Annotated in this window: 22 protein-coding genes; 6 read left to right on the top strand and 16 right to left on the bottom strand. The window is 70.3% G+C overall.

The features are described from left to right. Positions 1 to 91: 91 nt before the first annotated feature. Positions 92 to 826 (bottom strand): SIR2 family NAD-dependent protein deacylase, encoded by a 735-nt coding sequence (locus tag ACIQTP_RS35670; protein WP_402045329.1) that lies wholly within the window; start codon positions 824 to 826, stop codon positions 92 to 94. Positions 827 to 1,047: 221 nt separating this feature from the next. Between ACIQTP_RS35670 and ACIQTP_RS35665 the strand changes: the two genes are divergently transcribed. Next, positions 1,048 to 1,719, top strand: a complete 672-nt coding sequence (locus tag ACIQTP_RS35665) for a hypothetical protein (RefSeq protein ID WP_403407763.1) — start codon at positions 1,048 to 1,050, stop codon at positions 1,717 to 1,719. Positions 1,720 to 1,781: 62 nt separating this feature from the next. Here ACIQTP_RS35665 and ACIQTP_RS35660 read toward each other — a convergent pair whose 3' ends face one another. Next, entirely contained in the window at positions 1,782 to 2,279 is a 498-nt protein-coding gene (locus ACIQTP_RS35660; RefSeq protein ID WP_403407761.1) for an NUDIX domain-containing protein, read from the bottom strand. A gap of 159 nt (positions 2,280 to 2,438) precedes the next feature. Beyond that, the gene (locus ACIQTP_RS35655; RefSeq protein WP_403407759.1) at positions 2,439 to 3,566 is read right to left on the bottom strand and encodes an ADP-ribosylglycohydrolase family protein; all 1,128 of its coding nucleotides are present in this window, start codon (positions 3,564 to 3,566) and stop codon (positions 2,439 to 2,441) included. Between the two features lie 199 nt (positions 3,567 to 3,765). On the opposite strand from ACIQTP_RS35655, the gene ACIQTP_RS35650 reads away from it, so the two are divergent. Continuing rightward, complete coding sequence (locus ACIQTP_RS35650; protein WP_403407783.1) at positions 3,766 to 4,884, top strand: glycerate kinase; 1,119 nt, start codon at positions 3,766 to 3,768, stop codon at positions 4,882 to 4,884. An 85-nt stretch (positions 4,885 to 4,969) separates the two neighbouring features. Here ACIQTP_RS35650 and pssA read toward each other — a convergent pair whose 3' ends face one another. The 9 genes from pssA to ACIQTP_RS35605 form a co-directional block, all read right to left on the bottom strand. Next, the gene (pssA, locus tag ACIQTP_RS35645; RefSeq protein ID WP_403407781.1) at positions 4,970 to 5,788 is read right to left on the bottom strand and encodes a CDP-diacylglycerol--serine O-phosphatidyltransferase; all 819 of its coding nucleotides are present in this window, start codon (positions 5,786 to 5,788) and stop codon (positions 4,970 to 4,972) included. Between the two features lie 22 nt (positions 5,789 to 5,810). Further along, complete coding sequence (locus ACIQTP_RS35640) at positions 5,811 to 6,458, bottom strand: phosphatidylserine decarboxylase (RefSeq protein WP_095851695.1); 648 nt, start codon at positions 6,456 to 6,458, stop codon at positions 5,811 to 5,813. A 180-nt stretch (positions 6,459 to 6,638) separates the two neighbouring features. Continuing rightward, positions 6,639 to 7,844, bottom strand: a complete 1,206-nt coding sequence (locus ACIQTP_RS35635) for an acyl-CoA dehydrogenase family protein (protein ID WP_054230299.1) — start codon at positions 7,842 to 7,844, stop codon at positions 6,639 to 6,641. A 2-nt stretch (positions 7,845 to 7,846) separates the two neighbouring features. Continuing rightward, positions 7,847 to 8,359 (bottom strand): MaoC family dehydratase, encoded by a 513-nt coding sequence (locus tag ACIQTP_RS35630; RefSeq protein WP_403407757.1) that lies wholly within the window; start codon positions 8,357 to 8,359, stop codon positions 7,847 to 7,849. A gap of 5 nt (positions 8,360 to 8,364) precedes the next feature. Further along, positions 8,365 to 9,330, bottom strand: coding sequence for an HpcH/HpaI aldolase/citrate lyase family protein (locus tag ACIQTP_RS35625; protein ID WP_403407755.1), 966 nt, complete (start codon positions 9,328 to 9,330; stop codon positions 8,365 to 8,367). Beyond that, a complete protein-coding gene (locus tag ACIQTP_RS35620; RefSeq protein ID WP_403407753.1) occupies positions 9,327 to 11,375 on the bottom strand; it encodes a protein meaA in 2,049 nt (682 codons plus the stop codon). The genes ACIQTP_RS35625 and ACIQTP_RS35620 overlap by 4 nt, the downstream gene beginning before the upstream one ends. A gap of 9 nt (positions 11,376 to 11,384) precedes the next feature. Next, a complete protein-coding gene (gene ccrA / locus ACIQTP_RS35615; protein ID WP_403407779.1) occupies positions 11,385 to 12,722 on the bottom strand; it encodes a crotonyl-CoA carboxylase/reductase in 1,338 nt (445 codons plus the stop codon). A gap of 724 nt (positions 12,723 to 13,446) precedes the next feature. Continuing rightward, complete coding sequence (locus ACIQTP_RS35610; RefSeq protein WP_355488256.1) at positions 13,447 to 14,259, bottom strand: TetR family transcriptional regulator; 813 nt, start codon at positions 14,257 to 14,259, stop codon at positions 13,447 to 13,449. Between the two features lie 136 nt (positions 14,260 to 14,395). Then, on the bottom strand, positions 14,396 to 16,201 hold the full coding sequence (locus tag ACIQTP_RS35605; protein WP_403407751.1) for a 3-hydroxyacyl-CoA dehydrogenase family protein: 1,806 nt from the start codon (positions 16,199 to 16,201) through the stop codon (positions 14,396 to 14,398). A gap of 375 nt (positions 16,202 to 16,576) precedes the next feature. Between ACIQTP_RS35605 and ACIQTP_RS35600 the strand changes: the two genes are divergently transcribed. Then, positions 16,577 to 17,146, top strand: coding sequence for an adenylosuccinate lyase (locus tag ACIQTP_RS35600; RefSeq protein ID WP_403407749.1), 570 nt, complete (start codon positions 16,577 to 16,579; stop codon positions 17,144 to 17,146). Positions 17,147 to 17,289: 143 nt separating this feature from the next. Here ACIQTP_RS35600 and ACIQTP_RS35595 read toward each other — a convergent pair whose 3' ends face one another. The 4 genes from ACIQTP_RS35595 to ACIQTP_RS35580 form a co-directional block, all read right to left on the bottom strand. Beyond that, positions 17,290 to 17,709, bottom strand: a complete 420-nt coding sequence (locus ACIQTP_RS35595) for a GNAT family N-acetyltransferase (protein ID WP_403407777.1) — start codon at positions 17,707 to 17,709, stop codon at positions 17,290 to 17,292. Between the two features lie 26 nt (positions 17,710 to 17,735). Next, positions 17,736 to 18,134, bottom strand: coding sequence for a RidA family protein (locus ACIQTP_RS35590; protein WP_403407747.1), 399 nt, complete (start codon positions 18,132 to 18,134; stop codon positions 17,736 to 17,738). A 56-nt stretch (positions 18,135 to 18,190) separates the two neighbouring features. Next, a complete protein-coding gene (locus ACIQTP_RS35585; protein ID WP_403407745.1) occupies positions 18,191 to 19,795 on the bottom strand; it encodes an alpha/beta hydrolase in 1,605 nt (534 codons plus the stop codon). Between the two features lie 170 nt (positions 19,796 to 19,965). Continuing rightward, positions 19,966 to 21,018: an Rv2578c family radical SAM protein gene (locus tag ACIQTP_RS35580; protein WP_403407743.1), complete on the bottom strand. Its 1,053-nt coding sequence runs from the start codon at positions 21,016 to 21,018 to the stop codon at positions 19,966 to 19,968. Positions 21,019 to 21,167: 149 nt separating this feature from the next. Here ACIQTP_RS35580 and ACIQTP_RS35575 point away from each other — a divergent pair, with 149 nt between their 5' ends. From ACIQTP_RS35575 to ACIQTP_RS35565, 3 genes are all read left to right on the top strand, one after another. Further along, a complete protein-coding gene (locus ACIQTP_RS35575; RefSeq protein ID WP_054230290.1) occupies positions 21,168 to 21,611 on the top strand; it encodes an SRPBCC family protein in 444 nt (147 codons plus the stop codon). A gap of 184 nt (positions 21,612 to 21,795) precedes the next feature. Beyond that, positions 21,796 to 24,186, top strand: coding sequence for an MFS transporter (locus tag ACIQTP_RS35570; protein ID WP_403407742.1), 2,391 nt, complete (start codon positions 21,796 to 21,798; stop codon positions 24,184 to 24,186). Positions 24,187 to 24,346: 160 nt separating this feature from the next. Further along, the gene (locus tag ACIQTP_RS35565; protein ID WP_403407740.1) at positions 24,347 to 26,815 is read left to right on the top strand and encodes a SpoIIE family protein phosphatase; all 2,469 of its coding nucleotides are present in this window, start codon (positions 24,347 to 24,349) and stop codon (positions 26,813 to 26,815) included. The last annotated feature ends 28 nt before the right edge of the window (positions 26,816 to 26,843 follow it).

Raw genomic sequence — 26,843 nt, 5'->3', positions numbered from 1 at the left:
CAGCAGATCAGTTAGAGCCACACTCAGCGCCCCTGGGTGGGTGAACCATACGAAGGGCTCACCGCGTCCCGCAGAACAACGTAGGGATCAGTTAGTCGCTGTCGGTGCTCAGCCGGCGCAGCAGTGCGGGCAGGGCGGTGCCGATCGGCCCTCGTACGACCTCGTCGGCCCGGTCGTCGTACGGCGTCGGCTCGGCGTTGACGATGACCAGCCGTGCTCCGTGATCGGCGGCGACACCGGCGAGCCCGGCGGCGGGCTGCACCTGCAGACTGCTCCCGACGGCGATGAACACCTGGCACGCCTTGGTGATGGCGACCGCCTCGCCGAGGACCACCGGGTCGAGCCGCTCGCCGAACATCACGGTCGCCGACTTGAGGATGCCGCCGCACTCCAGGCACGGCGGATCGTCCTCGCCGGCCTCGACGCGGGCGAGCGCGTCCTCCATCGGGCCCCGCTCGTGGCACTTGGTGCACACAAAACTCCGCGCGGTCCCGTGCAGTTCGAGGACCTTGCGTGCGGGCATGCCGGCGAGCTGGTGCAGTCCGTCCACGTTCTGGGTGATCACCCGTACGGGCACGCCGGTCCGCTCCAGGTCGGCCACGGCCCGGTGCGCGGCGTTCGGCTCGGCTTGGAGGGCGCGGTTCTTGCGTCGCATCTGCCAGGACTGCCGCCGGATCTCCGGATCGCCCATGTAGTACTCGTACGTGACGAGCTTCTCGGCCTCGGGATTGCGCCGCCACAGCCCGTTCGGCCCGCGATAATCGGGGATTCCGGAATCGGTGGAAATACCTGCGCCACTGAGGATGGCTACTAGAGGGCTGCCCATGGGCCGAGAGTAGGACGCCTGCCTGGCCAGAGCGAGTGGATATCGGGGCCTGCCCCTCGCGCGTCGGCTGCGCTGGTCGGCTGAGGTCCATGTCCCGCACGGGCGTCGGCTGTCTCCCGGGAGAGGAAGCGGCTGAGCCGCTCTCACGCGATTCCCGTTCGGTCAGGCGGTAAAGGACGGCCAGTCGCACGGCACGGGACCGACGGGTGGATCATGGGGAGGTGACGAAGCGGACCGAGAAGGCAGCGCCGGTGGAACAACCAGGGCCTGCGCTGGAGCTCTCCGCCTACAAACAGGCTCTGCGCGACCGATTTCTCGCGGCCCCCGTGGTACCCGCGCCCGAACCCTGGCGGCCCGTCTTCGAGTACGAGTACGGCGTCCCTGTCGGCGGACTCCTCGGGATCGGCTTCGCGTCGCACCCCGATAGCGGCCACGACCTGGTGATGGTCGTCTCGCGCGATGGTCACGGACTCTTCGACGCGGTCACGGGGGAGAAGATCGCCCGGGACCGCGACCCGGATCCCGAGGACAGCACTCCCGAGGAAACCGCCGATCTGTCGTGCCCCGGGTTGGGGCCGGTTGCCGGCAACAGGGTGCGTATCGCCGGGCTCTTCGGGGGTGGACTGCACACCACCACCGCGGACAGTTGGACTCTGGAGGTCGCCTCCCCGGCCTGGCCCGACGAGCGTGTCCTGCTCTCCCGTGACGGCGGAATGCCCCACTCGGGTCCACACGGAGAGCGATGGTGGCACCTCTTCCACTCCTACTACTCCGAGCTTCGAGCCTTCGGTTTCTCGCCCTCCGGGCAGACCCTCGCCATCGCGACGAGCAGCGATCTGTCCCTGTGGACACGCGGGGCGGACCATAGCCACAGCAGCAGCGCTGAGGCCTGACCGAGCCGGACTGAACCTTGTCGCGAGCGTTGCTCCCCGGCAGGTGAGTCCGAGCCAGCGGACTAATGTTTGTCCACCCGGTGGCCGTTCTCCAGCTCCGCGGTTCCGCCGCCCTCCGTCAGCACGTCCAGCGCGGCGAGGACCCGGCGGCCGAGTGCGCCCGGCAGATACTCGGCCAGCTCCTCCCGCGGCACCAGCCGCCACGACAGCAGTTCCTCCTCCTGCAACCGGATCGCCTTGAGCTCCCGCTCGCCGAGGACTCCGCCGTCGTACAGGTAGGCGACCAGCGGGGGCCGCGCCGTCCCGTGCACCCAGTCGACCGCGAGCAGCGGGCCGAGTTCGATGTCGAGCCCGATCTCCTCGGCGGTCTCGCGGCGCGCGCCCTGGCGCGGGGTCTCCCCGTCGTCCGACTCGACGGTGCCACCCGGAAGGGCCCAGCCCTCGCGGTAGTTCGGCTCGACGAGCAGCACCCGGCCGTCACCGTCGCGGAAGAGCGCGGCGGCACCGGCGAGGACACGGGGGAGGCCCGCGATGTACGCGGCGAAGTCTGGAGTGGTCATCCCCGAAGCGTAACTAGCCTGCGCAGCCGTTCCCCAAACGTGCCGCCCGGCTCGGCGAAGCGGCAGTTCGGGGCGAACCGGGGTACCTCTTCCAACGCCAGCCGTACGTACGAGACTTCGAGGGCGCCGACGAGGCCCCCGCCCTCCGCCGGACAGGCCTCAGGACAAGCCCTGGACGTCGAGACCCGCACCGGACGGGTCCTGGGTCTCCGGGGTCCCGCCCTCCGTCTCCGTCAGTGCGAGCGTCCGCGTGGCCAGCTCACTGATCCGTACGCCGTCGAAGCCGAACACCGCGCTGCGTACGGTGTCCTCCAGCGGGTCCTTCCACTGCGTGGGAATGGCCGCGGCCCCGCACAGGACCCCGGCCACCGAGCCCGCCGTCGCGCCGTTCGAGTCGGTGTCCAGGCCGCCGCGGACGGTGAGTGCGATGGTCCGGGTGAAGTCGCCGTCGCCGTACAGCAGCCCGGCCGTGAGGACGGCGGCGTTCGGGATCGTGTGGATCCAGCCGAGCCCCGCGGTCTCCTCGGACACCGTGGTGAGCGTGTCCTCCCAGGTCATCCGGGTCTCGTGGAGCGTGAGCACCCGTCGTACGGTGCGGGCGAGGCGACTGCTCGCGGGAATGACGGTCAGTGCCGTGTCCAGTGCGTGGCGGACCGTGGGCGCGGTGAACGCGGCCGAGACGAGCGCCGCCGCCCACATCGCCCCGTACACGCCGTTGCCGGTGTGGGACAGCACGGCGTCCCGACGGGCGAGGGAGGCCGCCCGGCGCGGCGTACCCGGGCTGGTCCAGCCGTAGACATCGGCGCGGATCAGGGCGCCGATCCACTCCTGGTAGGGGTTGTCGTACGTCGCCGTCAGCGGCGGTTTGATGCCGTTGGCGAGGTTGCGGTACGCGGCCCGCTCCGCCGTGAACGTCTGCAGATACGGCAGCCGCAGCAGCCACAGGTCACCGACCTGCTCGGTGCTGAAACCGAAGCCGTGCGTCTCCAGCAGGTGCAGGCCCAGGATCGCGTAGTCGACGTCGTCGTCACGGCAGCTGCCGTGGATGCGGCCGCGCACGCATCGCCGCCACTCGGGCCGCAGCTCGAACTCGTCGCCGTCGCCGGCGGCGGGCTCGGGGAGGTAGTCGGTGAGCGGCAGGGCGGCGGCCCGGCGCAGATAGCGGTCGATACGGTCCCGCGTCCAGTGGTCGCCCTGCTCGACCGGCTTGCCGAGCATGTTGCCCGCGATCCGGCCCAGCCAGCCCCCGAGGATGCGGTCCGCGAGCTCAGTGCCCACAGGGGTCATAGCTCCGGTTTACCCAATTCCGGGCAAGAGCGTGCGGTGTTCCACGGTCCGGTCGGAGCATGACGGCGGGGGCGTCCTCCGGTTAAGGTCGCAGCGGCGCGACTGCCTTGACGTGTGCGAGGCCGGAAAGCAAGGGGAATGCAAGGTGGCGGACTCTGCTGTGAAGACGACACGTGCGGGCACCGGGCGTGTCCCGCGCGTGCTGATCGCCGCGGACAAGTTCAAGGGGTCGCTGACCGCCGTGCAGGTCGCGGAGCGCGTCATGGCCGGGCTGCGCCGCGTCGTGCCGGGTGTCGAGGTCGAGGCGCTGCCCGTGGCCGACGGCGGCGACGGGACCGTGGACGCGGCGGTCGCGGCCGGGTTCGAACGGCGGGAGGTGCGGGTCGCCGGCCCGCTGGGCGACGAGCTCACCGCCGCCTTCGCGCTGCGTGGCGACACCGCCGTGGTGGAGATGGCGGAGGCGAGCGGATTGCAGCGGCTGCCCGCCGGGGTGTTCGCGCCGCTGAGGTCGTCCACGTACGGGTCCGGCGAGCTCCTGCGGGCCGCGCTGGACGCCGGGGCCCGGACCATCGTGTTCGGCGTGGGCGGGAGCGCGACGACGGACGGCGGGGCGGGGATGCTGTCCGCGCTCGGGGCGCGGTTCGTGGACGCGGAGGGGGAGCCGGTGGCTCCCGGCGGTGCGGCGCTGAGTGACGTGGCGACCGCGGACCTGTCCGGCCTGGACCCCCGCCTGGCCTCCGTGGACTTCGTCCTCGCCAGCGACGTGGACAACCCGCTCACCGGGCCGAAGGGCGCGCCGGCCGTGTACGGCCCCCAGAAGGGGGCGAGCCCCGACGACGTGGAGATCCTGGACGCGGCCCTCGGGCACTTCGCCGCGGTTCTGGAGAAGTCGATCGGATCCAGGGCCACGGAGTACGCCGCGGCGCCGGGGGCGGGGGCCGCGGGTGGCATCGGCTACGGCGCGCTGGTCCTGGGCGCCCGGTTCCGTCCCGGTATCGAGGTGATGCTCGACGTCCTCGGCTTCGCGCCCGCGCTGGAGAGGGCCACCCTGGTGATCACCGGTGAGGGGTCCCTCGACGAACAGACCCTCCACGGCAAGGCTCCGGCGGGGGTGGCAGCGGCCGCCCGTGCCGCGGGCAAGGAGGTCGTCGCGGTGTGCGGGCGCCTGGCGCTGCGCCCGGAGGCGCTCGGCACGGCCGGCATCCGGCGCGCGTACCCCCTCACTGAGGTCGAGCCCGACATCGCGCGGTGCATCTCCGACGCGGGGCCGATCCTGGAGACGGTGGCCCAGAACATCGCCCGAGACTTCCTGACCTGACCCGTCCCAGGGGACGACGAGGTACGACGAAGGGGCCCGAACCGGTTGTCCGGTTCGGGCCCCTTCGGGCGTGTACGAGGAAAAGCTACGGCAGCTGCGCCGCCCGTGCCTCACGCCGGTTGCCGCGGAAGTTGTTCACCCGCCGAGCCGTGGCGAACAGCGGAATCACCGCACCCATGACGAGCTGCAGCGCACAGCCGGTCTGGAGCAGGAGCTGACCGCCGGGGGCGTCGAAGGCCCAGGCCGCCAGCAGGCCCATGGACAGGACGATCCAGGAGAGCATCGCCACCGCGAGGCGCCCCCGCGGCTTCGGGTACTCCACCCGGCTCACCATCAGCCACGCCGTGCCGAGGATCGCCATCAGCGTCGCCGCGAAGGGAAGCTCCAGGAGCACGATCGAGACCACCGTCAGCGCTCCGAACGGCGACGGCATGCCCTGGAACGTGCCGTCCTTCACCGTGACGCAGGAGAAGCGGGCAAGGCGGAGGACGACCGCGAGCAACACCACGATCGCGCCGAGCGCCGCCACTCTCTGGTGCGCGTCGTCCGCGACCATGCCGTAGACGAGGACGAAGTACGCGGGCGCCAGACCGAAGCTGATCAGGTCCGACAGGTTGTCCAGTTCCGCGCCCATGGGGGAGGAGCGCAGCTTGCGGGCCACAAGGCCGTCGAAGAGGTCGAAGACCGCGGCGCAGAGCATCAGGATGACGGCCGTGGCGGCGCTGTGGCGCGCCATGCCCGACTCCTGGCTGCCGGTGAGGTGCGGGATCAGAATGCCCGTGGTGGTGAAGTACACCGCCATGAAGCCGCACGTGGCGTTGCCGAGGGTGAGGGTGTCCGCTATTGAGAGGCGGAGAGAGAGGGGCATTTCCTCCTCGTCGTCCGCCTCGTCGGCCTCCGGCACCCAGCCGGCCTGAGTCTCAGGATCAATCACGGTCAATTCGAGTCACCCCAGCCACGGTCTTCTGACCGACTTCCACATCGACCTCGACACCCTCGGGGAGGTAGATGTCGACGCGCGAGCCGAAGCGGATGAGACCGATCCGGTCGCCCTGCTCGACCTTCGTACCCTGCGGGATATAGGGAACGATACGGCGGGCGACCGCGCCGGCGATCTGGATCATCTCGATGTCACCGAGTTCGGTGTCGAAATGCCAGACGACGCGTTCGTTGTTCTCGCTCTCCTTGTTGAACGCCGGAACGAACCCACCGGGGATGTGCTCGACCGAGGTCACCGTGCCGGAGAGCGGCGCCCGGTTGACGTGGACGTTCAGAGGGCTCATGAAGATCGCGACGCGGGTGCGTCCGTCCTTCCACGGCATGATGCTCTGCACCACACCGTCGGCGGGCGAGATGACCCGGCCCGGGGCGATCTCGCGCTCGGGGTCGCGGAAGAACCACAGCATGCCCGCCGCGAGCGCGGTGGCGGGTACGGCCACGGCCTTGGCGGCGCCGGAGCGGCGCGCCTTGGCCAGACTGAGTGCTGCGGTGGCAACGGTCGGGAGAAGCCACGGCGATGCTCCGCGCGCGAGGCGGACCCGGCCGCGAGGTGCAGAGGTTTGGCTGTGGGGCATGGATGACCTTCGTAGCGGATGATGCCGCGCTGGAACGGGGGACGGCGGCTTTCCCGGGATCGTACCGGTCGCGGGCCACAACTGGGCAAGCCAGGAAGCCGAGTCGGCGGCCGAAGAGTGTTGACGGGGTGTGATCTTCTTCTCGAAGAAAACACCCCGAACTGGGGCATCCAACCCTGCTTAACCCTGAAGTCGATACTCTTCGAGCAGTCGGCGCCCGATGATCATTTTCTGGATTTCGGCGGTACCTTCGCCGATCAGCAGCATCGGTGCCTCGCGGTAGAGACGCTCGATCTCGTACTCCTTGGAGAAGCCGTAGCCGCCGTGGATCCGGAAGGCGTCCTCGACTACCTCCTTGCAGTATTCGGAGGCGAGGTACTTCGCCATCCCTGCCTCGAGGTCGTTTCGTTCACCGGAGTCCTTTTTGCGGGCCGCGTTCACCATCATTGCATGGGCCGCTTCGACCTTGGTAGCCATCTCGGCCAGCTTGAACTGGATGGCCTGGTGCTGAGCGATCGGCTTGCCGAAAGTGTGACGCTGCTGGGCATAGGAGACACCCAGCTCAAAGGCACGCTGTGCGACACCGCAGCCACGTGCCGCCACGTTGACGCGGCCGACCTCGACTCCGTCCATCATTTGGTAAAACCCTCGACCCGTGGTGCCGCCGAGTACCCGATTGGCCGGAACGCGCAGTCCGTCCATGATGAGCTCGGTCGTGTCGACGCCCTTGTAGCCCATCTTGTCGATCTTCCCGGGAATGGTGAGGCCGGGGCGGACCTCTCCGAAGCCGGGCTCCTTCTCGACCAGGAAGGTCGTCATCGACTTGTGGGGCGCGGTGCCCTCCGGGTGTCCTTCGTCACTTCGTACGAGCACGGCCACCAGGTTCGACGAGCCGCCGTTCGTCAGCCACATCTTCTGACCGTTCAGGACGTACTCGTCGCCGTCCCTGACCGCTTTCGAGGTGATCGCGGAGACGTCCGAGCCGAGAGCCGGCTCCGACATCGAGAACGCGCCGCGCACCTCGCCCAGCGCCATCCGGGGCAGGAAGTGGTCCTTCTGCTCCTGCGTGCCGTGCTGCTTCAGCATGTACGCCACGATGAAGTGCGTGTTGATGATGCCGGAGACCGACATCCAGCCGCGGGCGATCTCCTCGACGCAGAGCGCGTAGGTGAGGAGGGACTCGCCCAGGCCCCCGTACTCCTCGGGGATCATCAGGCCGAACAGGCCCAGCTCCTTGAGGCCGTCGACGATCTGCTGGGGGTACTCGTCGCGGTGCTCCAGCTCGGTCGCGACCGGGATGATCTCCTTGTCCACGAAGTCGCGGACGGTGGAGAGGATCTCCTGCTGGACGTCGGTGAGACCGGCGGTCTGGGCGAGTCGCGCCATGGCTACTTCTCCTGCTGCTTGAGTTCCGGACGGCCGGGCTGCTCGCCCCCGCGCTCCTTGATGTACGTCTCGGTCGGCACCATGACCTTGCGGCGGAACACGCACACCAGCGTGCCGTCCTGCTTGTAGCCCTTGGTCTCGACGTGGACGATCCCGCGGTCGCTCTTCGACTTCGAGGGTGTCTTGTCGAGGACCGTGGTCTCGCCGTAGAGCGTGTCGCCGTGGAAGGTCGGCGCCACGTGCTTCAGCGACTCGATCTCCAGGTTGGCGATCGCCTTCCCGGAGACGTCCGGGACGGACATGCCGAGCAGCAGCGAGTAGATGTAGTTGCCCACGACGACGTTCCTGCCGAAGTCCGTCGTCTTCTCCGCATAGTTCGTGTCCATGTGGAGGGGGTGGTGGTTCATGGTCAGGAGACAGAAGAGGTGGTCGTCGTACTCCGTGACGGTCTTTCCGGGCCAGTGCTTGTAGACCGCACCGACCTCGAACTCCTCGTACGTGCGTCCGAACTGCATGGTGCTCAGGCCTCCGGGGCTTCGAACTTCGACGTGCGCTGCATGCCGGCCGCCCGGCCCTTGCCCGAGATGACGAGGGCCATCTTGCGGCTGGCCTCGTCGATCATCTCGTCGCCGAGCATCGCGGAGCCCTTCTTGCCGCCCGCCTCGGACGTGTAGTACTCGTACGCGTCGAGGATGAGCTCGGCGTGGTCGAAGTCCTCCTGGGAGGGCGAGAAGATCTCGTTGGCCGCGGCGACCTGGTCCGGGTGCAGCACCCACTTGCCGTCGAAGCCCAGGGCGGCGGCGCGCCGGGCGACCTCGCGGTAGCCCTCCTGGTTGCGGATCTGGAGGTAGGGGCCGTCGATCGCCTGGAGGTCGTGCGTACGGGCGGCCATCAGGATGCGCATCAGGATGTAGTGGTACGCGTCCGCCGGGTAGCCCGGCGGCTGCTCGCCCACGACCAGCGACTTCATGTTGATGGAGGCCATGAAGTCGGCCGGGCCGAAGATGATGGTCTCTACACGCGGTGAGGCCCCGGCGATCTCGTCGACGTTGACGAGCCCCTTCGCGTTCTCGATCTGTGCCTCGATGCCGATCTTGCCGACCTCGAAGCCCATCGTCTTCTCGATCTGCGTCAGCAGCAGGTCGAGCGCGACGACCTGCTGGGCGTCCTGGACCTTCGGCAGCATGATGCAGTCGAGGTTCTGCCCCGCGCCCTCGACGACCGTGACGACATCGCGGTACGTCCAGTGCGTCGTCCAGTCGTTCACCCGTACGACCCGCGTCTTGCCGGTCCAGTCGCCCTCGTTCAGGAACTTCACGATGGTGTGCCGCGCGTCGGGCTTGGCGAGCGGGGCGCAGGCGTCCTCCAGGTCCAGGAAGACCTGGTCCGCGGGGAGGCCCTGGGCCTTCTCCAGGAAGCGGGGGTTCGAGCCGGGCACGGCCAGGCAGGAACGCCGCGGGCGAAGGCGGTTGACGGGCGTGGTCATGCGGGGACCTCCAGGGGGTCGAGCTTGTTCGCTTTCCGGATCTCGTCGACGATACGGCCGATGATTCCGGTGATGTCGAAGTCCTTCGGTGTGAATACCGCGGCGACTCCCGCGGCGCGCAGCAGTTCGGCGTCGGCGTTCGGGATGATCCCGCCGGCGATCACCGGGATGTCGGCCGCGCCGGCTTCGCGCAGCCGCTCCAGCACGTCAGGCACCAACTGGGCGTGCGAGCCGGAGAGGATGGACAGGCCGACGCCGTGCACGTCCTCGGCGACGGCCGCGTCCACGATCTGTTCGGGCGTCAGCCGGATGCCCTGGTAGACCACCTCGAACCCGGCGTCGCGGGCTCGCACGGCGATCTGCTCGGCGCCGTTGGAGTGCCCGTCCAGGCCCGGCTTGCCCACCAGGAAGCGGAGCTTGCCGACGCCGAGTTCCCGGGCGGTCTCCTCGACCCTGCGGCGCACCAGCGCCATCGCGGTGCCCTCCTCGGCGGTGACGGCGACGGGCGCGGACGAGACGCCGGTGGGGGCGCGGAACTCGCCGAACACCTCGCGCAGGGCCTCGGACCACTCGCCGGTCGTGACCCCGGCGCGGGCGCACTCCAGGGTGGCTTCCATGAGGTTGTCGGTGCCCTGGGCAGCTTCCTTCAGCCGCTCCAGCGCCTTGCAGGGGCGCGGGTGGTTGAACGGCGGCTGGTAGCGCGTGTCGCGCCACCGCTGGAGCGCGGTGACGACACGGGCCTCGACCGCCGGGTCGACCGTCTGGATCGCCGCGTCCAGGTCGGCGGTGAGCGGGTTCGGCTCGGTCGACTCGAAGATGTTGACGCCGACGATCTTCTCGGTGCCGCCCTCGATCCGGGCCCGGCGCTCGGCGTGCGAGGAGACGAGCTGCGACTTCAGATAGCCCGACTCGACGGCGGCCATCGCCCCGCCCATCTCGTCGATCCGGCCGATCTCGGCGAGCGACTCCTCGACGAGGGCCGCGACCTTCGCCTCGATGACGTGCGAGCCCTCGAAGATGTCCTCGTACTCCAGCAGGTCGCTCTCGTGCGCCAGCACCTGCTGGATGCGCAGCGACCACTGCTGGTCCCAGGGCCGGGGCAGCCCCAGCGCCTCGTTCCAGGCGGGCAGCTGCACGGCACGCGCGCGTGCGTCCTTCGACAGCGTCACGGCCAGCATCTCGAGGACGATCCGCTGGACGTTGTTCTCCGGCTGGGCTTCGGTCAGGCCGAGCGAGTTGACCTGGACGCCGTACCGGAAACGCCGCTGCTTGGGGTCCTGGATGCCGTACCGCTCGCGGGTGACCTGGTCCCAGATCCGCCCGAACGCGCGCATCTTGCACATCTCCTCGATGAAGCGGACACCCGCGTTCACGAAGAAGGAGATACGGGCGACGACGTCACCGAACTTCTCGGCGGGCACCTGCCCCGAGTCGCGGACGGCGTCCAGCACGGCGATGGCCGTCGACATCGCGTACGCGATCTCCTGGACGGGGGTCGCCCCCGCCTCCTGGAGGTGGTACGAGCAGATGTTGATCGGGTTCCACTTGGGGATGTGGGAGACCGTGTACGCGATCATGTCCGTCGTCAGCCGGAGCGAGGGCCCCGGCGGGAAGACATGCGTACCGCGCGACAGGTACTCCTTGACGATGTCGTTCTGCGTCGTCCCCTGGAGCTTGGTGATGTCGGCGCCGTGCTCCTCGGCGACGACCTGGTAGAGCGCCAGCATCCACATGGCGGTGGCGTTGATGGTCATCGAGGTGTTCATCTGCTCCAGGGGGATGTCCTGGAACAGCCGGCGCATGTCACCGAGGTGCGAGACCGGCACCCCGACCCGGCCGACCTCGCCGCGGGCGAGGATGTGGTCGGGGTCGTACCCGGTCTGCGTGGGCAGGTCGAAGGCCACGGAGAGACCCGTCTGCCCCTTGGCGAGGTTGCGCCGGTACAACTCGTTGGACGCCTCGGCGGTGGAATGACCGGCGTAGGTCCGCATGAGCCACGGCCGGTCCTTCTCCCGCCGTCCAGCGGCGTTCTGACGCTCAGTCATCTCGGGACCTCAGACGTTCCGGAAGCGGTTGATGGCGTCGATGTGCTGGGCGCGCTTCTCCTCGTCGCGCACGCCCAGGCCCTCGCGGGGCGCCAGCGCGAGCACGCCGACCTTGCCCTGGTGGAGGTTGCGGTGGACGTCGTACGCGGCCTGCCCGGTCTCCTCCAGGGAGTACACCTTGGAGAGCGTCGGGTGGATCTTGCCCTTGGCGACCAGCCGGTTGGCCTCCCAGGCCTCGCGGTAGTTGGCGAAGTGCGAGCCGATGATGCGCTTCAGGGACATCCACAGGTAGCGGTTGTCGTACTCGTGGTTGTAGCCCGAGGTCGAGGCGCAGGTGACGATGGTGCCGCCCTTGCGGGTGACGTAGACGGAGGCGCCGAAGGTCTCGCGGCCCGGGTGCTCGAAGACGATGTCGACGTCCTCGCCGCCCGTCAGGTCGCGGATGCGCTTCCCGAACCGCTTCCACTCCTTCGGGTCCTGGTTGTGCTCGTCCTTCCAGAACTTGAAGCCCTCGGCGTTGCGGTCGATGATCGCCTCGGCGCCCATCGCCCGGCAGATGTCCGCCTTCTGGTCGCTGCTGACGACGCAGATGGGGTTGGCGCCACCGGCGAGCGCGAACTGCGTGGCGTACGAGCCGAGGCCGCCGCTCGCGCCCCAGATGAGGACGTTGTCGCCCTGCTTCATGCCGGCGCCGTTCCTCGACACCAGCTGGCGGTACGCGGTGGAGTTCACGAGCCCGGGAGCGGCGGCCTCCTCCCAGGACAGGTGGTCGGGCTTGGGCATCAGCTGGTTGGACTTGACGAGGGCTATCTCGGCGAGGCCGCCGAAGTTGGTCTCGAAGCCCCAGATGCGCTGCTCGGGGTCGAGCATCGTGTCGTTGTGCCCGTCGCTGGACTCCAGCTCGACGGACAGGCAGTGCGCGACGACCTCGTCACCGGGCTTCCAGGCGTTGACGCCGGGGCCGGTGCGCAGGACGACGCCCGCGAGGTCGGAACCGATGATGTGGTACGGCAGGTCGTGGCGCTTGGTGAGCTCGCTGAGCCTGCCGTAGCGCTCCAGGAAGCCGAAGGTCGACATCGGCTCGAAGATCGAGGTCCAGACCGAGTTGTAGTTGACGGAGGAGGCCATCACGGCCACCAGGGCCTCGCCCGGGCCGAGCTCCGGCACCGGCACGTCGTCCAGGTGGATCGACTTGCGGGGGTCCTTGTCGCGGGTGGTGAGCCCCGCGAACATCTCCGTCTCGTCCTTGTGCACGGTGATCGCGCGGTACGACTCGGGGAGCGGAAGAGCGGCGAAGTCGGCGGACGTGGCCGTCTGCGACTGAATCGCGTCCAGGATTTCCTTCACGGTGTTGCCTCCGGCGATGAGCGTCTTGAGGGAAGACACTGAGGGTTACGTCGGTGCTGCTGCTGGGACTGAGGGGTGTGCCGTCGGTTCGGCGGAGGGTGGTGGTGCGGTGGCAGCGCCGGGTTTGGCGCAAAAGGTTGCCTGTGACGCAGGCGTCCGGGCGCGCTCGCCGTGGCTTGCGGGGACAGCCGGCGTACGAGTGGTCTCTGCACGCCGGCCGCCCGGACAACATCAACGTATGGCACGCCGTGTCACCGTGCAAGGCACGGAGTGCCATGAGTTTCGCTCAGGTGAAATCTTTACGTAACACGTGAGCGATGATCGATCAGATCGACCGATGATCGATCAAAACGCACTGGTCAGGGGCCGTATGGACGGGCCGGTCCGGGGGCCGTGAGGGCGGGCCGGCGGGCCGCTTCGGAGAACACCTGGTGTCGGTGGCACGGCGTGAGGGTGCGGGCATGGGGACGCGTGCAGGGGTGGGGCTGGGTGAGTCGGCGTTGCAGGGGGCCGGCGCTCATCCCCGGGAACGCCGGACGTCGGGAGCGCCGGGCGTCCGACGGGACGCAGGGCCCCGCGAGTCCCCGCGGGGCCGGAGTGCGTAGTGAGTCTGGGCGGGGCGCCTGTAAGCCTCGGTGGCGGGCCGGGGCGAGGGCTCTGGGGGTTTCCCAGCGGGCACCCCTCCCGGCTGTCACCGGGAGGCGGCGCCGCCATGGGCCGCGTGCTACGACCGCTCGCGCAGCGCCTGCTCGATGGTCCGCATGACCTGGTCCAAGGGCGCGTCGACCCGGGCCACGGTCACCAGAACGTCGCCCTCGGTGAAGGCGGACGCCGGCGCCGTACGGGGCGTGGCCTCCCGCCCGGCCCCGATCCCCGTCCCGAACGTCTTGCGGACGATGGAGAAGGCGTGGTCCAGCTGCGCCTCGACGTCGCCCTGACCACCCGCCCGCAGCCAGCGCCGCAGGACGTGGTTGTGGGCCGTGACCACGGCGGACGCGGCGACCTCCGCGAGCAGCGGATCGTCGTTGGCGTCGTCGTCGTGCGCGTGCTCGTCGAAGTGGCCCAGGAGATAGCGGGTGAAGAGCCGCTCGTAGCGGGCCACGGAGGCGATCTCGGCCTCCCGGAGCGTGGGCACCTCGCGGGTCAGCTTGTAGCGCGAGACGGAGATCTCGGGCTGGGCCGCGTACATCGTCATGACTTCCTTGATGCCGCGGCACACCGTGTCGAGCGGGTGCTCGTGCGCCGGAGCCGCGTTGAGGACCGCCTCCGCACGGATCAGGGTGTCGTCGTGATCGGGGAAGATCGCCTCTTCCTTGGAGCGGAAGTGGCGGAAGAAGGTGCGGCGGGCCACCCCGGCCCGGGCCGCGATCTCGTCGACGGTGGTCGCCTCGTACCCCTTGGTCGCGAACAGCTCCATGGCCGCGGCCGCCAGTTCTCGGCGCATCTTGAGCCGTTGGGCGGCGGCGCGACTGCCCGCCGCGCTCTCCGGAGCGTCCGGCGTGGCTGGCGTACGTGAGGACTTGGCGGGCTGGGACATGACCCGAACGTACTGCATCTGCGCAGGGGAACGCGCATGTCCGGAGAACCCCCCGCCCTCGACGGGCGGGGGGCCTCCGGCCGGGCCGAGCAGTCCGCCCCAGTCGGCGGTGTCGGGCAGCCGGTCGCCGGGACGCTCAGCGGCGGGCATATTCGCGGAAGCCGCGGCCCGTCTTGCGGCCGAGGCAGCCCGCGGCCACCAGGTGCTCCAGGAGCGGCGCGGGGGCGAGACCCGGGTCGCGGAACTCGCGGTGCAGCACCTTCTCGATGGCGAGCGAGACGTCCAGACCGACGACGTCGAGGAGCTCGAACGGCCCCATCGGGTAGCCGCCGCCCAGCTTCATCGCGGCGTCGATGTCGTCGAGGGTGGCGTAGTGCTCCTGGACCATCTTGATCGCGTTGTTCAGGTACGGGAAGAGCAGCGCGTTCACGATGAAACCGGCCCGGTCCCCGCAGTCCACCGGGTGCTTGCGGATCTTCCCGCACAGCTCGCGGACCGTGGCGTGCACGTCGTCCGTGGTCAGGACGGTCCGGACCACCTCGACCAGCTTCATGGCCGGGGCCGGGTTGAAGAAGTGCATGCCGATCACGTCCTGGGGGCGTGAGGTGGCGCGGGCACAGGCGACGACGGGCAGCGAGGAGGTGGTCGTGGCCAGGATGGCGCCGGGCTTGCAGACCTTGTCGAACACCCCGAACAGCTGCTGCTTGACCTCCAGGTCCTCGGCCACCGCCTCCAGGGCGAGATCGACGTCGGCGAAGGCGTCGTACGAGCCCGCCGGGACGATCAGGTCCAGGGTGCTCGCGGCGGCCTCGGCGGTCATCCGGCCCTTGTCGACCGAGCGGGCCAGCGACTTGCCGATGCGGGCCTTCGCGGCCTGTGCCTTCTCCTCGGTACGGGCGGCGAGGATGACCTCGTACCCGGCCTTCGCGAAGACCTCGGCGATGCCGGACGCCATGGTCCCCGAGCCCGCGACGCCGACGGAGCGGACCGTGCGGCCGGGGACCTCGGGGCCGCCGGAGAGGGGGGTCAGCGCGTCCCGCACGACCGTCGCGCTGCCGGGCGCCTCGTAGGAGTAGAAGCCACGCCCCGACTTGCGGCCGGTCAGGCCTGCCTCGCTGAGCTGCTTGAGGATGGGCGCGGGGGCGTGCAGCCGGTCGCGGGACTCGGCGTACATGGCCTCCAGGACCGTACGCGCGGTGTCGACGCCGATCAGGTCGAGCAGCGCGAGCGGGCCCATGGGCAGCCCGCAGCCGAGCTTCATGGCGGCGTCGATGTCCTCGCGGGAGGCGTACTTGGCCTCGTACATCGCGGCGGCCTGGTTCAGGTAGCCGAACAGCAGCCCGTCGGCGACGAAGCCGGGGCGGTCGCCGACCGCGACGGGCTCCTTGCCGAGATCGAGCGCGAGGTTGGTGACCGCGCTCACGGCCGTGGGCGCGGTCAGCACGGACGACACGACCTCGACCAGCTTCATCGCCGGGGCCGGGTTGAAGAAGTGCAGGCCGAGGACGCGCTCGGGGCGGGCCGAGTCGGCGGCCAGGCGCGTCACCGAGAGGGCGTTGGTGCCGGTCGCCAGGATGGTGTCCGGGCGCACGATGCCGTCCAGCGCGCGGAAGACCTGCTGCTTGATGTCGTACGACTCCGGGGTCACCTCGATGACCAGATCGGCGTCGGCGGCGGCCGAGAGGTCGGTGAAGGCGCGGAAGCGGGCCAGGGCGTCGGCGCGCTCCTGCTCACTGAGGCGCTCGCGTCGCACGGCGCGGGCGGTGGAGGCTTCGAGGGCGGAGACGGCCTGGGCGGCCGCGGCCTCGCTGATGTCGATGCCGATGACGTCGCGGCCGGCTCGGACGAGAACCTCGGCGATGCCGGTGCCCATCGTGCCGAGGCCGACGACGGCAACGGTCTTGAGCGGGGACAGAGGGGTGTCGGACAGGGGAGTTGCCATCGCGGGACTCCAGGAAGAGGGTGACGACTGAGGAGCGCACGCAGGTACGCCCAGGAGGCGCACGGAGTGCGGAGAGTGCGGGTGTTGCCGGGCTGACGAGCGCACACGCCCGGTGCCGTCCAAAGGGGGGTGCCCGCGGGGGCGCACCCAGGGAACGGTGAAGCCGACCGGCCCTGTCCCGGGGCCGTGTCGTACTGAGGTACCTGAGGTACCGAACCGACTGCTCTCACGGTGGCTGCGTCACCAGGCCACCGCAAGCAAGACACGAGTGGGTAACTCGCTCGTCTGAGCTTAACTCGCCGGTAACGAGCGCGCCAGCCCCCGAGTTTGTGATGTACGTCCCGGAGCCAGGGGGGCGCGCCTAGGCTCGGCCTCATGGACGAAGAGTTGCGATCACTCACGGAGCGTCTACGAAACGAGGCGGGGGCTTCTCCGGCGTACGAGCGACTCGCGGCGACCGAGGACCCGGATGTGCTGGCGGCCGCGCTGACCGCGCCTGGACAGCCCTTGTGGGCAAGGGAGTTGGTCGCCTTCCGGCTCGGACTCGCCGGAGACCGACGGGCCTTCGAGGCGCTCGTCCTGCTGCTGAACCACCGCGACCCGCAGCGCTGCGCGTCCGCGGCGCACGCGCTCGCCCGCCTCGGCGATCCGCGCACGGCCCGCGCGGCGGCCGCGCTCGCCACCAACGAACTGCGCGTCGCCTACGCGCTGCATCCCGTACGGCTCCTGGTCGAGCTGCGCGCCCCCGAGGCCGTACCGGCGCTGATCACCACCCTCGGGCGCAGGCTGCGCCCCCACGACCCCTACCGCAGAGTCGCCCTCGCCTGTGTGGAGGGGCTCGGGGCGCTGGGGGACGTACGCGCGAGATCCGTCCTGAACGAGGCGCTCGCCCATCCGGCACTCGCCGAGGCGGCGGTGCACGCGCTGGCCCGACTGCCCGGGTGACACGGCGGGCGGCCGACGGGCCGCCTCCCGCAGCGCCTCGTCGACCGTGCTCACCGTGTCGTCGCGCTCCGGACGCGGCCCTTCGAGCGTAGTCCGTGACGTCCGCACCGGAACGGTCGGAACAGCAAAGATGTTCCCGCGCTTTACCGGCGTCCCTCGGCGCCGGGGCACGTGAGGGTGCGGGCGTACCGGACCTCGGGCACCGCGACACTGTCCACCTCGAACGGCTCCTCGCCACCGTCGGGACCGAACCCGGCCTGTTCGTAGAACCGACGCGCCCCGGTGTTTTCCTTGAGCACCCACAGCAGCATTCGCTCGTGCCCCGCGGCGGTGCAGCGGGCGGTCGATTCCATGAGAAGCGCGCGGCCCACCCCGGCCCCGACCCGCTCGGCGACCAGGTTCACGATCGCGCCGCCGCCCCGTCCGAAACGCTCGCGCCGCCGGGCCGCGTCCTCGGCCACGCTGAGCGCGTCGAGGTACGACCGGGGCATCAGCCCCCGGTACGCGGTCCGCCGGCCGCGGATACGGATCTCGGCCACCCGCTCGCAGTCAGGGAGGACCATCTCCCGGATCAGGACCGGGACCGCGCTCACTCGCCCACTACCGCGTACGCCTCGATCTCCATCAGGAACTCGGGGCGGACCAGCGCGGCGACCTGGACCGCCGACGCGGCCGGGAGGCGGTCCGGGGGTATGTGGGCGTCGCGGGCCGCGCGGACGGCCGGCATGTGGGCCATGTCCGTGACGAAGAAGGTGAGTTTGACGACGTCGTCGAAGGTCGCCCCGGCGGCGGCCAGACAGCGGCGCAGGTTCTCGAACACCTGGCGGGCCTGCGCCGCCGGGTCGCCCGCGCCGACGAGCTTGCCGTCCTCGTCCAGGGCGAGCTGCCCCGAGACCGCCACGAAGCGTCCCGTGCCGAGGACGACATGCGCGTACGCGGCGGCGGGGGCGACCCCGTCGGGGGCGGGAATGCGGGTCAGTTCACTCATGCGTCCATGGTGGACCATGGGTCTGACAACGCCCCCGACGGGCCGTCAAGGCGTGCTCAGCCGCGGTGGCCGAGCAGCCCGTGCAGCGTCGCGCCCGCCGAGGACGCACCGCCCGAGGCGGTGGACAACGCCGCCTTCGTGCTCTGCGGCTCCGGGTCCGGCAGCTTCTTGCACACCGCGTCGGCCACACCGCTGCCGTGCGGCACCTTGCCGTTGGTGAGGTACGTCGCCAGGTACTTGTCCAGGCAGGAGTTCCCGCTCAGCGTGATGCCGTGGTTCCCGCCACCCTGCTCGACCACCAGGCTGGAGCCGCGCAGTAGGTGGTGGACCGTCACGCCGCCCTCGTAGGGAGTGGCCGCGTCGTTCGTGGCCTGGAAGAGCAGCGTCGGCGGCAGCGCCTTGTTGGCGATGTTCACCGGCCGCAGCGTCTTCGTCGGCCAGAACGCGCACGGCGCGTTGTACCAGGCGTTGTTCCAGGCCATGAACGGCGCCTTGCCGTACACCGCCCAGTTGTCCTTGCGCCACTGGTTCCAGTCGCGCGGCCAGGACACGTCACGGCACTGCACCGCGGTGTAGATGCTGTAACCGTTGTCGCCCGAGGCGTCGATGGCGCCGAGGTTCTCGTAGGCCGCGACGAGCGGGGCCGTCTTCTTGTCGTTCGCGTAGGCCGCGAACGCCTCGGCGAGGGAGGGCCAGTAGCCGTTGTAGTAGCCGCCGGGGATGAAGGTGTCCTCCAGTTCGGAGGCGCCCACCTTCTTGCCCGCGGGGTTCTTGGCGAGCGCCCCCCGCATGGCGTACCACTTGGCCTCGACCCTGGCCGGGTCCGTGCCGAGCTTGTAGGTCGCGTTGTGTTTGGCGACCCACGCCATGAACGCCTGATGGCGGTCGTTGAAGGCGTAGTCCTGGCCGATGTTGTCCTCGTACCAGACACCGCTGGGGTCGACGATGGAGTCGAGCACCAGACGGCGTACGCGCTGCGGGTAGAGCTTCGCGTACACGGCGCCGAGGTAGGTGCCGTACGAGTAACCGAAGTAGTTGATCTTCTTGGCGCCGAGCGCGGCGCGGATCGAGTCCATGTCCCGGACCGCGCTCACCGTGTCGATGTACGGCAGCAGGTCGGCGTACTTCTTGCCGCACGCCTTCGCGAAGGCCTTGGCGCGGTCGAGGTTGGCCTTCTCGATCGCGGGGGTGCTGGGCACGGAGTCCGGGCGCACCGGGTTGAAGGACCCGGGCCTGCAGTCCAGGGCGGGCTTGCTGGCGCCCACACCGCGCGGGTCGAAGCCGATGACGTCGTACTGCGCCGCCACCGCCTTCGGCAGCGAGGAAGCGACGAATCCGGCCAGCGAGAGCCCGCTGCCGCCGGGACCGCCCGGGTTCACCAGCAGCGGCCCCTGGTACGTCTTCGCGGTGTGCGGGACGCGTGAGAGGGCGAGGGTGATCTGCCGGCCGTGAGGCTTGGTGTGGTCCAGCGGCACCTTCAGGGACGCGCATTGGAGCGTCGGATAGCTGCTGGTCCCGCACTTCTTCCAGGTGGGTTTCGCGGTGGTGCGGGTGGTGCGCGGTGCGGTCGCGGAACCGGCGCTCGCGTCGGCGGGGATCGACGTGATCATCCCGGCCAGCACGGCGGCCGCCCCGCACAGAGCAGCTGCGCGTTTCTTCACAGAGCCTCCCAAGGACGGAGGATTTTGAGCCGTGCACGCCACGGCCTTCGCCGCATCGTCCCGGAAAGGGGCCCCGGAAGAACTCGTTCTGGAAAGTCTTGACCCAATTGAGCCGTGTGATCCGCTCGGATGCCGTCAGGAACGGGCCGGGCAGCGGTCGTTCGCCGTGGTCAGAGCAGGGTGAGCTGGGTCGGCTCCGGAGTGGCGGGCGCCACCGGCGCGGCGGGCTCGGCGGGCGCGGCGATCCTGCGGGGCATCCCCGCGCGCGTGGGACCGATGCCGTACTCCTGGGCCAGCTCGTGGACCTGACGGGTGATCCGGCGCTGGTACCACTTCGGGGCGTACGCCCCCTCCGCGTACAGCCGCTCGTAACGCCGTACGAGATACGGGTGGTGGTGCTCCAGCCAGGCCATGAACCACTCCCGGGCACCGGGCCGCAGATGCAGCACGAGCGGGGTCACCGAGGTGGCCCCGGAGGCCGCTATCGCCCGCACGGTGGCGCGCAGTTGCGCCGGATTGTCGCCCAGGAAGGGGATCACGGGGGCCATCAGGACCCCGCAGTCGATGCCGTGGTCCGTGAGGGTGCGCACGACGTCCAGGCGGCGCTCCGGGGCCGGGGTGCCCGGTTCGACGGTGCGCCACAGCTGGGAGTCGGTGAAGCCCACGGAGACCGAGATCCCGACGTCGGTGACCTCGGAGGCCTGCTTCAGGAGGTCGAGGTCGCGCAGGATCAGCGTGCCCTTCGTCAGGATCGAGAAGGGGTTCGCGTGGTCGCGCAGGGCCGCGATGATGCCGGGCATCAGCCCGTAGCGGCCCTCGGCCCGCTGGTAGCAGTCGACGTTGGTGCCCATCGCGATGTGCTCGCCCTGCCAGCGGCGTGAGCCGAGCTGGCGGCGCAGCAGCTCCGGAGCGTTGACCTTCACCACGATCTGGGAGTCGAAGTCGAGTCCGGTGTCGAGGTCCAGATAGCTGTGGGTCTTGCGGGCGAAACAGTAGACGCACGCGTGTGTGCAGCCCCGATAGGGGTTGACCGTCCACTCGAAGGGCATGCGCGAGGCCCCCGGTACCCGGTTCACGATCGAGCGGGCCCGGATCTCGTGGAACGTGATACCTCGGAATTCCGGGGTGTCGAACGTACGGGTGGTCACCGCGTCCGCGCCGAACAGCGCGGCGTCCCGGGCGCGGTCCCCGGCGGGGTCCGCTGTGAGGTTGTCCCAGCGCATGACGCCTCCTCGATAGCACTGGCCACAGAATAGAACACATGTTCCCTTGATCGTGCGACCGGTATTCCGGGGCCCCGATTTGGGGGGTCGGGCCGCCTGGTGGTTGGCTTGCCGCACACCCCGAGTCACCAAGTGCTGGAGGAAGTGCAATGGCGCAGGTCGAGGCCACGACGGAGCGGGTCATCGCGGCGGACGCGGAGGCGGTGTTCGACGCCCTGGCCGACTACAGCGGCACGCGCGCGAAGCTGCTGCCCGAGCACTTCAGCGAGTACGAGGTGCGCGAGGGCGGCGACGGCGAGGGCACCCTCGTCCACTGGAAGCTCCAGGCCACCAGCAAGCGCGTGCGCGACTGCCTGCTCGAGGTCACCGAGCCCACCGACGGCGAGCTCGTCGAGAAGGACCGCAACTCCTCCATGGTCACCACCTGGCGGGTCACCCCGGCCGGTGAGGGCAAGTCCCGCGTCGTCGTCACCACCGTCTGGGACGGCGCGGGCGGCATCGGCGGCTTCTTCGAGAAGACCTTCGCGCCCAAGGGCCTCGGCAGGATCTACGACCTGGTGCTGGACAAGCTCGCCACCGAGACGCAGAAGTAGCCGGGGCGCACGCCTCTTTGACGGCCGTACGGCCCAAGAGGCGACTCTCCGGGGCGGGTTGTCGACCTCACCGGTTCGAGTGGATCTCCTCGCGACGCGGCGGTACGCCGTAACTCGTCGCGCTTGCTCACAGTTGTCGCGATAAGCGGGAATTGTGCGGTCGGCGCGACGAGGGGAGCGGTACGTGGGCGGGATCACTCTGGTGCAGGACGAACCGGCTGCCGCGCCCCCACAGCACTTCCCTCCACCGGCCCCTGGGACCGCCCGGCTGAGCCCGCGCCAGGTGCGGCTGGTCTTCTTCGGGCTCATGCTCGCGCTGCTGCTCGCCGCCCTCGACCAGATGATCGTGGCCACCGCGCTCCCGAAGATCGTCGGCGAGCTGCACGGCCTGGGCAGGATGTCCTGGGCGATCACCGCCTATCTGCTCACCTCCACCGTCGGACTCCCCGTCTACGGCAAGCTCGGCGACCTCTTCGGCCGCAAGGGCGTCTTCCAGTTCGCGATCGTCGTCTTCGTGGCCGGTTCGGCGTGCGCCGGACGGGCCCAGAGCATGGACCAGCTGATCGCCTTCCGCGCGATCCAGGGCGTCGGCGCGGGCGGCCTCATGATCGGTGTGCAGGCGATCATCGCGGACATCGTGCCGCCGCGCGAGCGCGGCCGCTTCATGGGCCTGATCGGCGCCGCCTTCGGCCTCGCCTCGGTCGCAGGGCCCCTCCTGGGCGGCTATTTCACCGACCACCTCTCCTGGCGCTGGTGCTTCTACATCAACGTGCCCTTCGGCCTGCTCACCCTGGCCGTCGTCACCGTCGTGCTGAAGCTGCCCAGGCCCCCCGCGCGCGGACGCGTCGACGTACTCGGTGTGCTGCTGCTGGCCGCCGCGTCGACCTGCCTGGTCCTGCTGACCAGCTGGGGCGGCACCGAGTACGCCTGGGGCTCACGGGTCATCATGGGGCTCGGCGCGGGCGCGCTCGTCGCGACCGTTCTCTTCTTCGTCGCCGAGCGCTTCGCCACCGAACCCCTCATCCCGCCGAGGCTGTTCAAGGACGGCGTCTTCAACATCACCGCCCTGGTGGGACTCGTCATCGGCGTCGCCCTCTTCGGAGCGGCCAGCTATCTGCCGACCTTCCTGCAGATGGTCGACGGGGCCAGCGCCACCGAGTCCGGACTGCTGATGCTCCCCATGATGGGCGGCATCGTCGGCGCCTCCGTCGTCTGCGGACAGCTCATCAGCCGCACCGGCCGCTACAAGATCTATCCGGTCCTCGGCAGCGCCCTGTCGGTCCTCGGCATGTGGCTGCTCTCCCGCCTCGAAGTCGACACGCCCCGCCTGCAGTACAGCATCTGGATGGCCATCCTCGGCGTGGGCATCGGCATGGTGATGCCGGTGCTGGTCCTCGCCGTGCAGAACTCCGTGCGCCCCGCCGACCTCGGCACCGCGACCAGCGCCAACAACTACTTCCGGCAGATCGGCGGCAGCGTCGGCGCCGCCATCTTCGGCACGCTGTTCGCCCATCGGCTCTCGGACGCGCTCGCCGACCGCCTGCCCCCGCGCGCGGTCACCGGCCTGCCCGACCCCGAGTCCATCACCCCGCAGCTCGTCCACTCCCTGCCCGAGGCCCTGCGCGACGACTACATCCGCGCCTACGCGGACGCCATGCCGCGGATCTTCCTCTACCTCGTCCCGGTGCTCGTCCTGGGCCTGCTCATCGCCTGCTTCCTCAAGGAGAAACCGCTGGTGTCCCACAACGCCCCCATCGCCGACCCGGAGACCGCGCGGATGAACGCCCCGATCCCGCAGGCCCGTTCGTCCCACGCCGCAGGGATCCCCGTCTGCGGCACCGTGCAGCACCCCGACGGGACCGTCGTGCCGCGCGCGGCGCTCACCCTCATCGACATCGCCGGACAGCAGATCGGGCGGGGCGCCAGCGGCGAGGACGGGCGGTACGCGCTGTCCACGCCCGGATCGGGGTCGTACGTCCTGATCGCCGCGGCCGGCGGCCACCAGCCGCAGGCCGTCTCGGTGACCATCGGCGAGCGGCCCGTGGAACTGGACGTCGTCCTCGGCGGCGCGGGACGCCTCGCCGGGAGCGTGCTGACCGCGGACGGCACCCCCGTGCGCGACGCCACCGTCACGCTCACCAACGTCCACGGGGAAGTCGTGGCCACCACCCGCAGCGGGCGCGAAGGCGGCTATGTCATCACGGAGCTGGTGGCGGGCGAGTACACCCTCGCCGCCAGCGCGCCGGCGTTCCGCCCGGCCGCCCTCCCCGTCAGCGTGCAGGCCTCGCGCGAGACCCGCCAGGACGTCGAACTCGCGGGCGGAGCCGTGCTGCGCGGCACCGTGCGTGCGGGCGGCGGCCGGCCCGTCGAGGACGCGCGGGTGACACTCCTGGACGCCGCGGGCAACGTGGTGGACACGCTCACCACCGGTGCGGACGGGGCGTTCCGGTTCGTCGACCTGTCCTCCGGCGAGTACACCGTCATCGCGGCGGGCTATCCGCCGGTGGCCACCGTGCTGCAAGTGGCCGGTGGGGGGCGCACGGAGCGGGATCTGCAGCTCGGCCACGAAGACTGAACGGCCACCGCGGGAACCTTCGCGGAGGCGGCCGGTGCGCCGGAGCCGCCCCCTGGAAAGGTCAATTCCCGTATTGCCACACATCGCGACGGGCCGCAGCCGTACGGTAGTGAAGGCGGCACAGATCTTGCGGAGCCGTGGGGGAGAAAGGGCCTCGGCCATGGATAGCGGCACAGCAAGTGGCACCGAAGTGGGCGCACCTCTCAGCCGCGGAGCTGGGGACGGCGCGGTGGAGCACACCGAAGCCGGCCGCATCCCGCTGGCCGTGGTCGTCGTCGACCGCGACGGACTGGTCTCGCACTGGAGCACCGGCGCCCGGCGGCAGTTCGGCGTGCCCAAGGAGGAGGCGGTGGGGCGCCCCGCCGTCGACCTGCTTCCCGTCTCCGGCGCGCTCCCCGAAGAGGACGAGATCGCGCCCTACGGGGCGTACGCGGCGTACGACGGATTCGGCCCCGGCCTGGAGTCCTCGCTCGGCGGACGGTTCTCCTACCCGGCCGCCGGACGCGCCCGGCTCACCGTGCCCGAGCGGGACCGCGTGGACGTCCTGTGGTGGGCGTACCCGCTGATCGGCCCCGGACCGGAGCGGCTGCTCGTGCTCGCCGCCGACGCGGACGCGCTGCGCCATGAGGACGAAGAGGTGGCGATCGAGCGCATCGCGCCCGGCTTCGCGCTGCACACCGACTTCCCCGGCGCCGAGGAACTGGCCCGCAGGCTGCCCGAGATCCTGCCCAGCATGAGCGTGGGCGAGGGCGCCCGCATCGTCTCCCAGGTCCTCGAACTGGGCTACCCCGTCCTGGAGTTCAGCCAGAACGACCGGGTGCCGGTGACTCCCGACTGGGGTGTGCCCCGGCGCATCGAACGCAAGGCGCGCCGTGAGTGGGCGGCGCGCGCGGCGGCCACCGGCGAGCCCCTGGCGCAGGAGCTCCAGGACGAGGAGGGCGAGGATCTCGAGTACGTCGCCGTCCGCGAGCGCCTGGAGTTCCTCAACGAGGTCAGCGGGCGCATAGGCACCTCGCTCGACCTCGCGCAGACGATCCTCGAGGTCAGCCGGGCCGTGGTGCCGCGTTTCACGGACGTCGCGGGCACCTATCTGCGCGAACAGGTCGTCGCCGGTGAGGGCTTCCCCGACGGCGTGCCGGACACGACCACCATGTGGCATCGCGTCGCCGTCGAGCACACCGACGAGCCGGGCCGCTGGGACGACGTCGTGCCGGTCGGCGAGGCCATGCCGTTCCCCGCGCACACACCGTTCTTCCAGTGCATGACCACCGGTGAACCCGTCCTCGTGCCGCGCATCAGTGAGCAGATGGGGCACATGATCGCCGCGCAGTTCGAGAAGCGCGACATCAGGCCGCTCATCACCAACCGCTCCATGCTGCTCGTCCCCCTGAAGGCCCGCAACGTGGTCCTCGGGTTCATGATCCTGCTGCGCCACCCGGAGCGCGTCGAGTTCAACGACATGGACCGGGTCACCGGCGCCGAACTCGCGGCCCGCGCGGGCCTCGTCCTCGACAACGCGCGCATGTACACCTACCAGGAGAGCGTCGCCGAGACCCTCCAGGACAGCATGCTGCCGCACATCGCGCCCCGCATGGCCGGCTGCGACATCGCCACCCGCTATCTGCCCGGCACCCTGCTGGGACGCGTCGGCGGCGACTGGTTCGACTCGGTGAAACTGCCCGGCTCCCGCACCGCCCTCGTCGTCGGTGACGTGATGGGCCACGGCCTCAACTCGGCCGCGATGATGGGCCAGTTGCGTACGGCGGTGCAGACCATGGCGGCGCTCGACCTGCCGCCCGCCCAACTCCTGCGCAACCTCGACGATCTGGCCCAGCGGCTCGGCGAGCACTACCTCGCGACCTGTCTGTACGCGGTCTACGACCCCATCGCCGGCGAGCTGCACATCGCCAACGCGGGCCACATCCCGCCCGTGCTGGTCCGTGCCGAGGACGGCCACAGCGAACTGCTCGACCTGCCGACCGGCGCGCCCATCGGGGTGGGCGGTGTGCCCTTCGAGGCGGTACGCGTGCCGGTGGCGACCGGCGACCGGCTCGTGATGTGCACCGACGGCCTGGTCGAGGTGCGCGGCGAGGACATCGGCGTCGGCCTCGCCACGCTCTGCGAGTCCGCCGCCCACCCGGCCGCGTCCATGGACGACGCCTGCGACACGATCATCCGCGCCCTCAACACCCGTGGCGGCCGCAAGGACGACGTGGCGCTGCTGATGGCCCGGCTCAACGGCATCGAACCCGAGGACGTCGCCGAGTGGCGGCTCGCGCTCGACCCGGTCGAGGCCCGCCGGGCCCGCACCGTGGTCCGCGAACAACTCCACGACTGGGGCCTGGCCCGGCTGGCCGACCCGGCGGAGTCGATGGTCGGCGAGCTGGTGGCCAACGCCGTACGGCACACGCACAGCCGCCGGATCGAGCTGCGGCTCGTGCGCGGGGACACCCTGCTGTGCGAGGTGGCCGACGACGACCACACCCTGCCGACGCTGCTCAGCGCGAGCCCCGGCGACGAGTTCGGCCGCGGTCTGCGTATCGTCAGCACGCTGGCCCGCGAGTGGGGCACGAGCCGTACCAGCGCCGGCAAGACCGTGTGGTTCGAACTGACCCTGCCAAGGCGCTGATCCCGCGTTCCTGGGGGCGCACGGGGGC

Origin of the sequence: Streptomyces sp. NPDC090798, from assembly GCF_044768965.1 — a bacterium.
In the GTDB taxonomy this organism is placed as follows: Bacteria; Actinomycetota; Actinomycetes; order Streptomycetales; family Streptomycetaceae; genus Streptomyces.
This window is presented reverse-complemented; position numbering and strand designations above follow the sequence as displayed.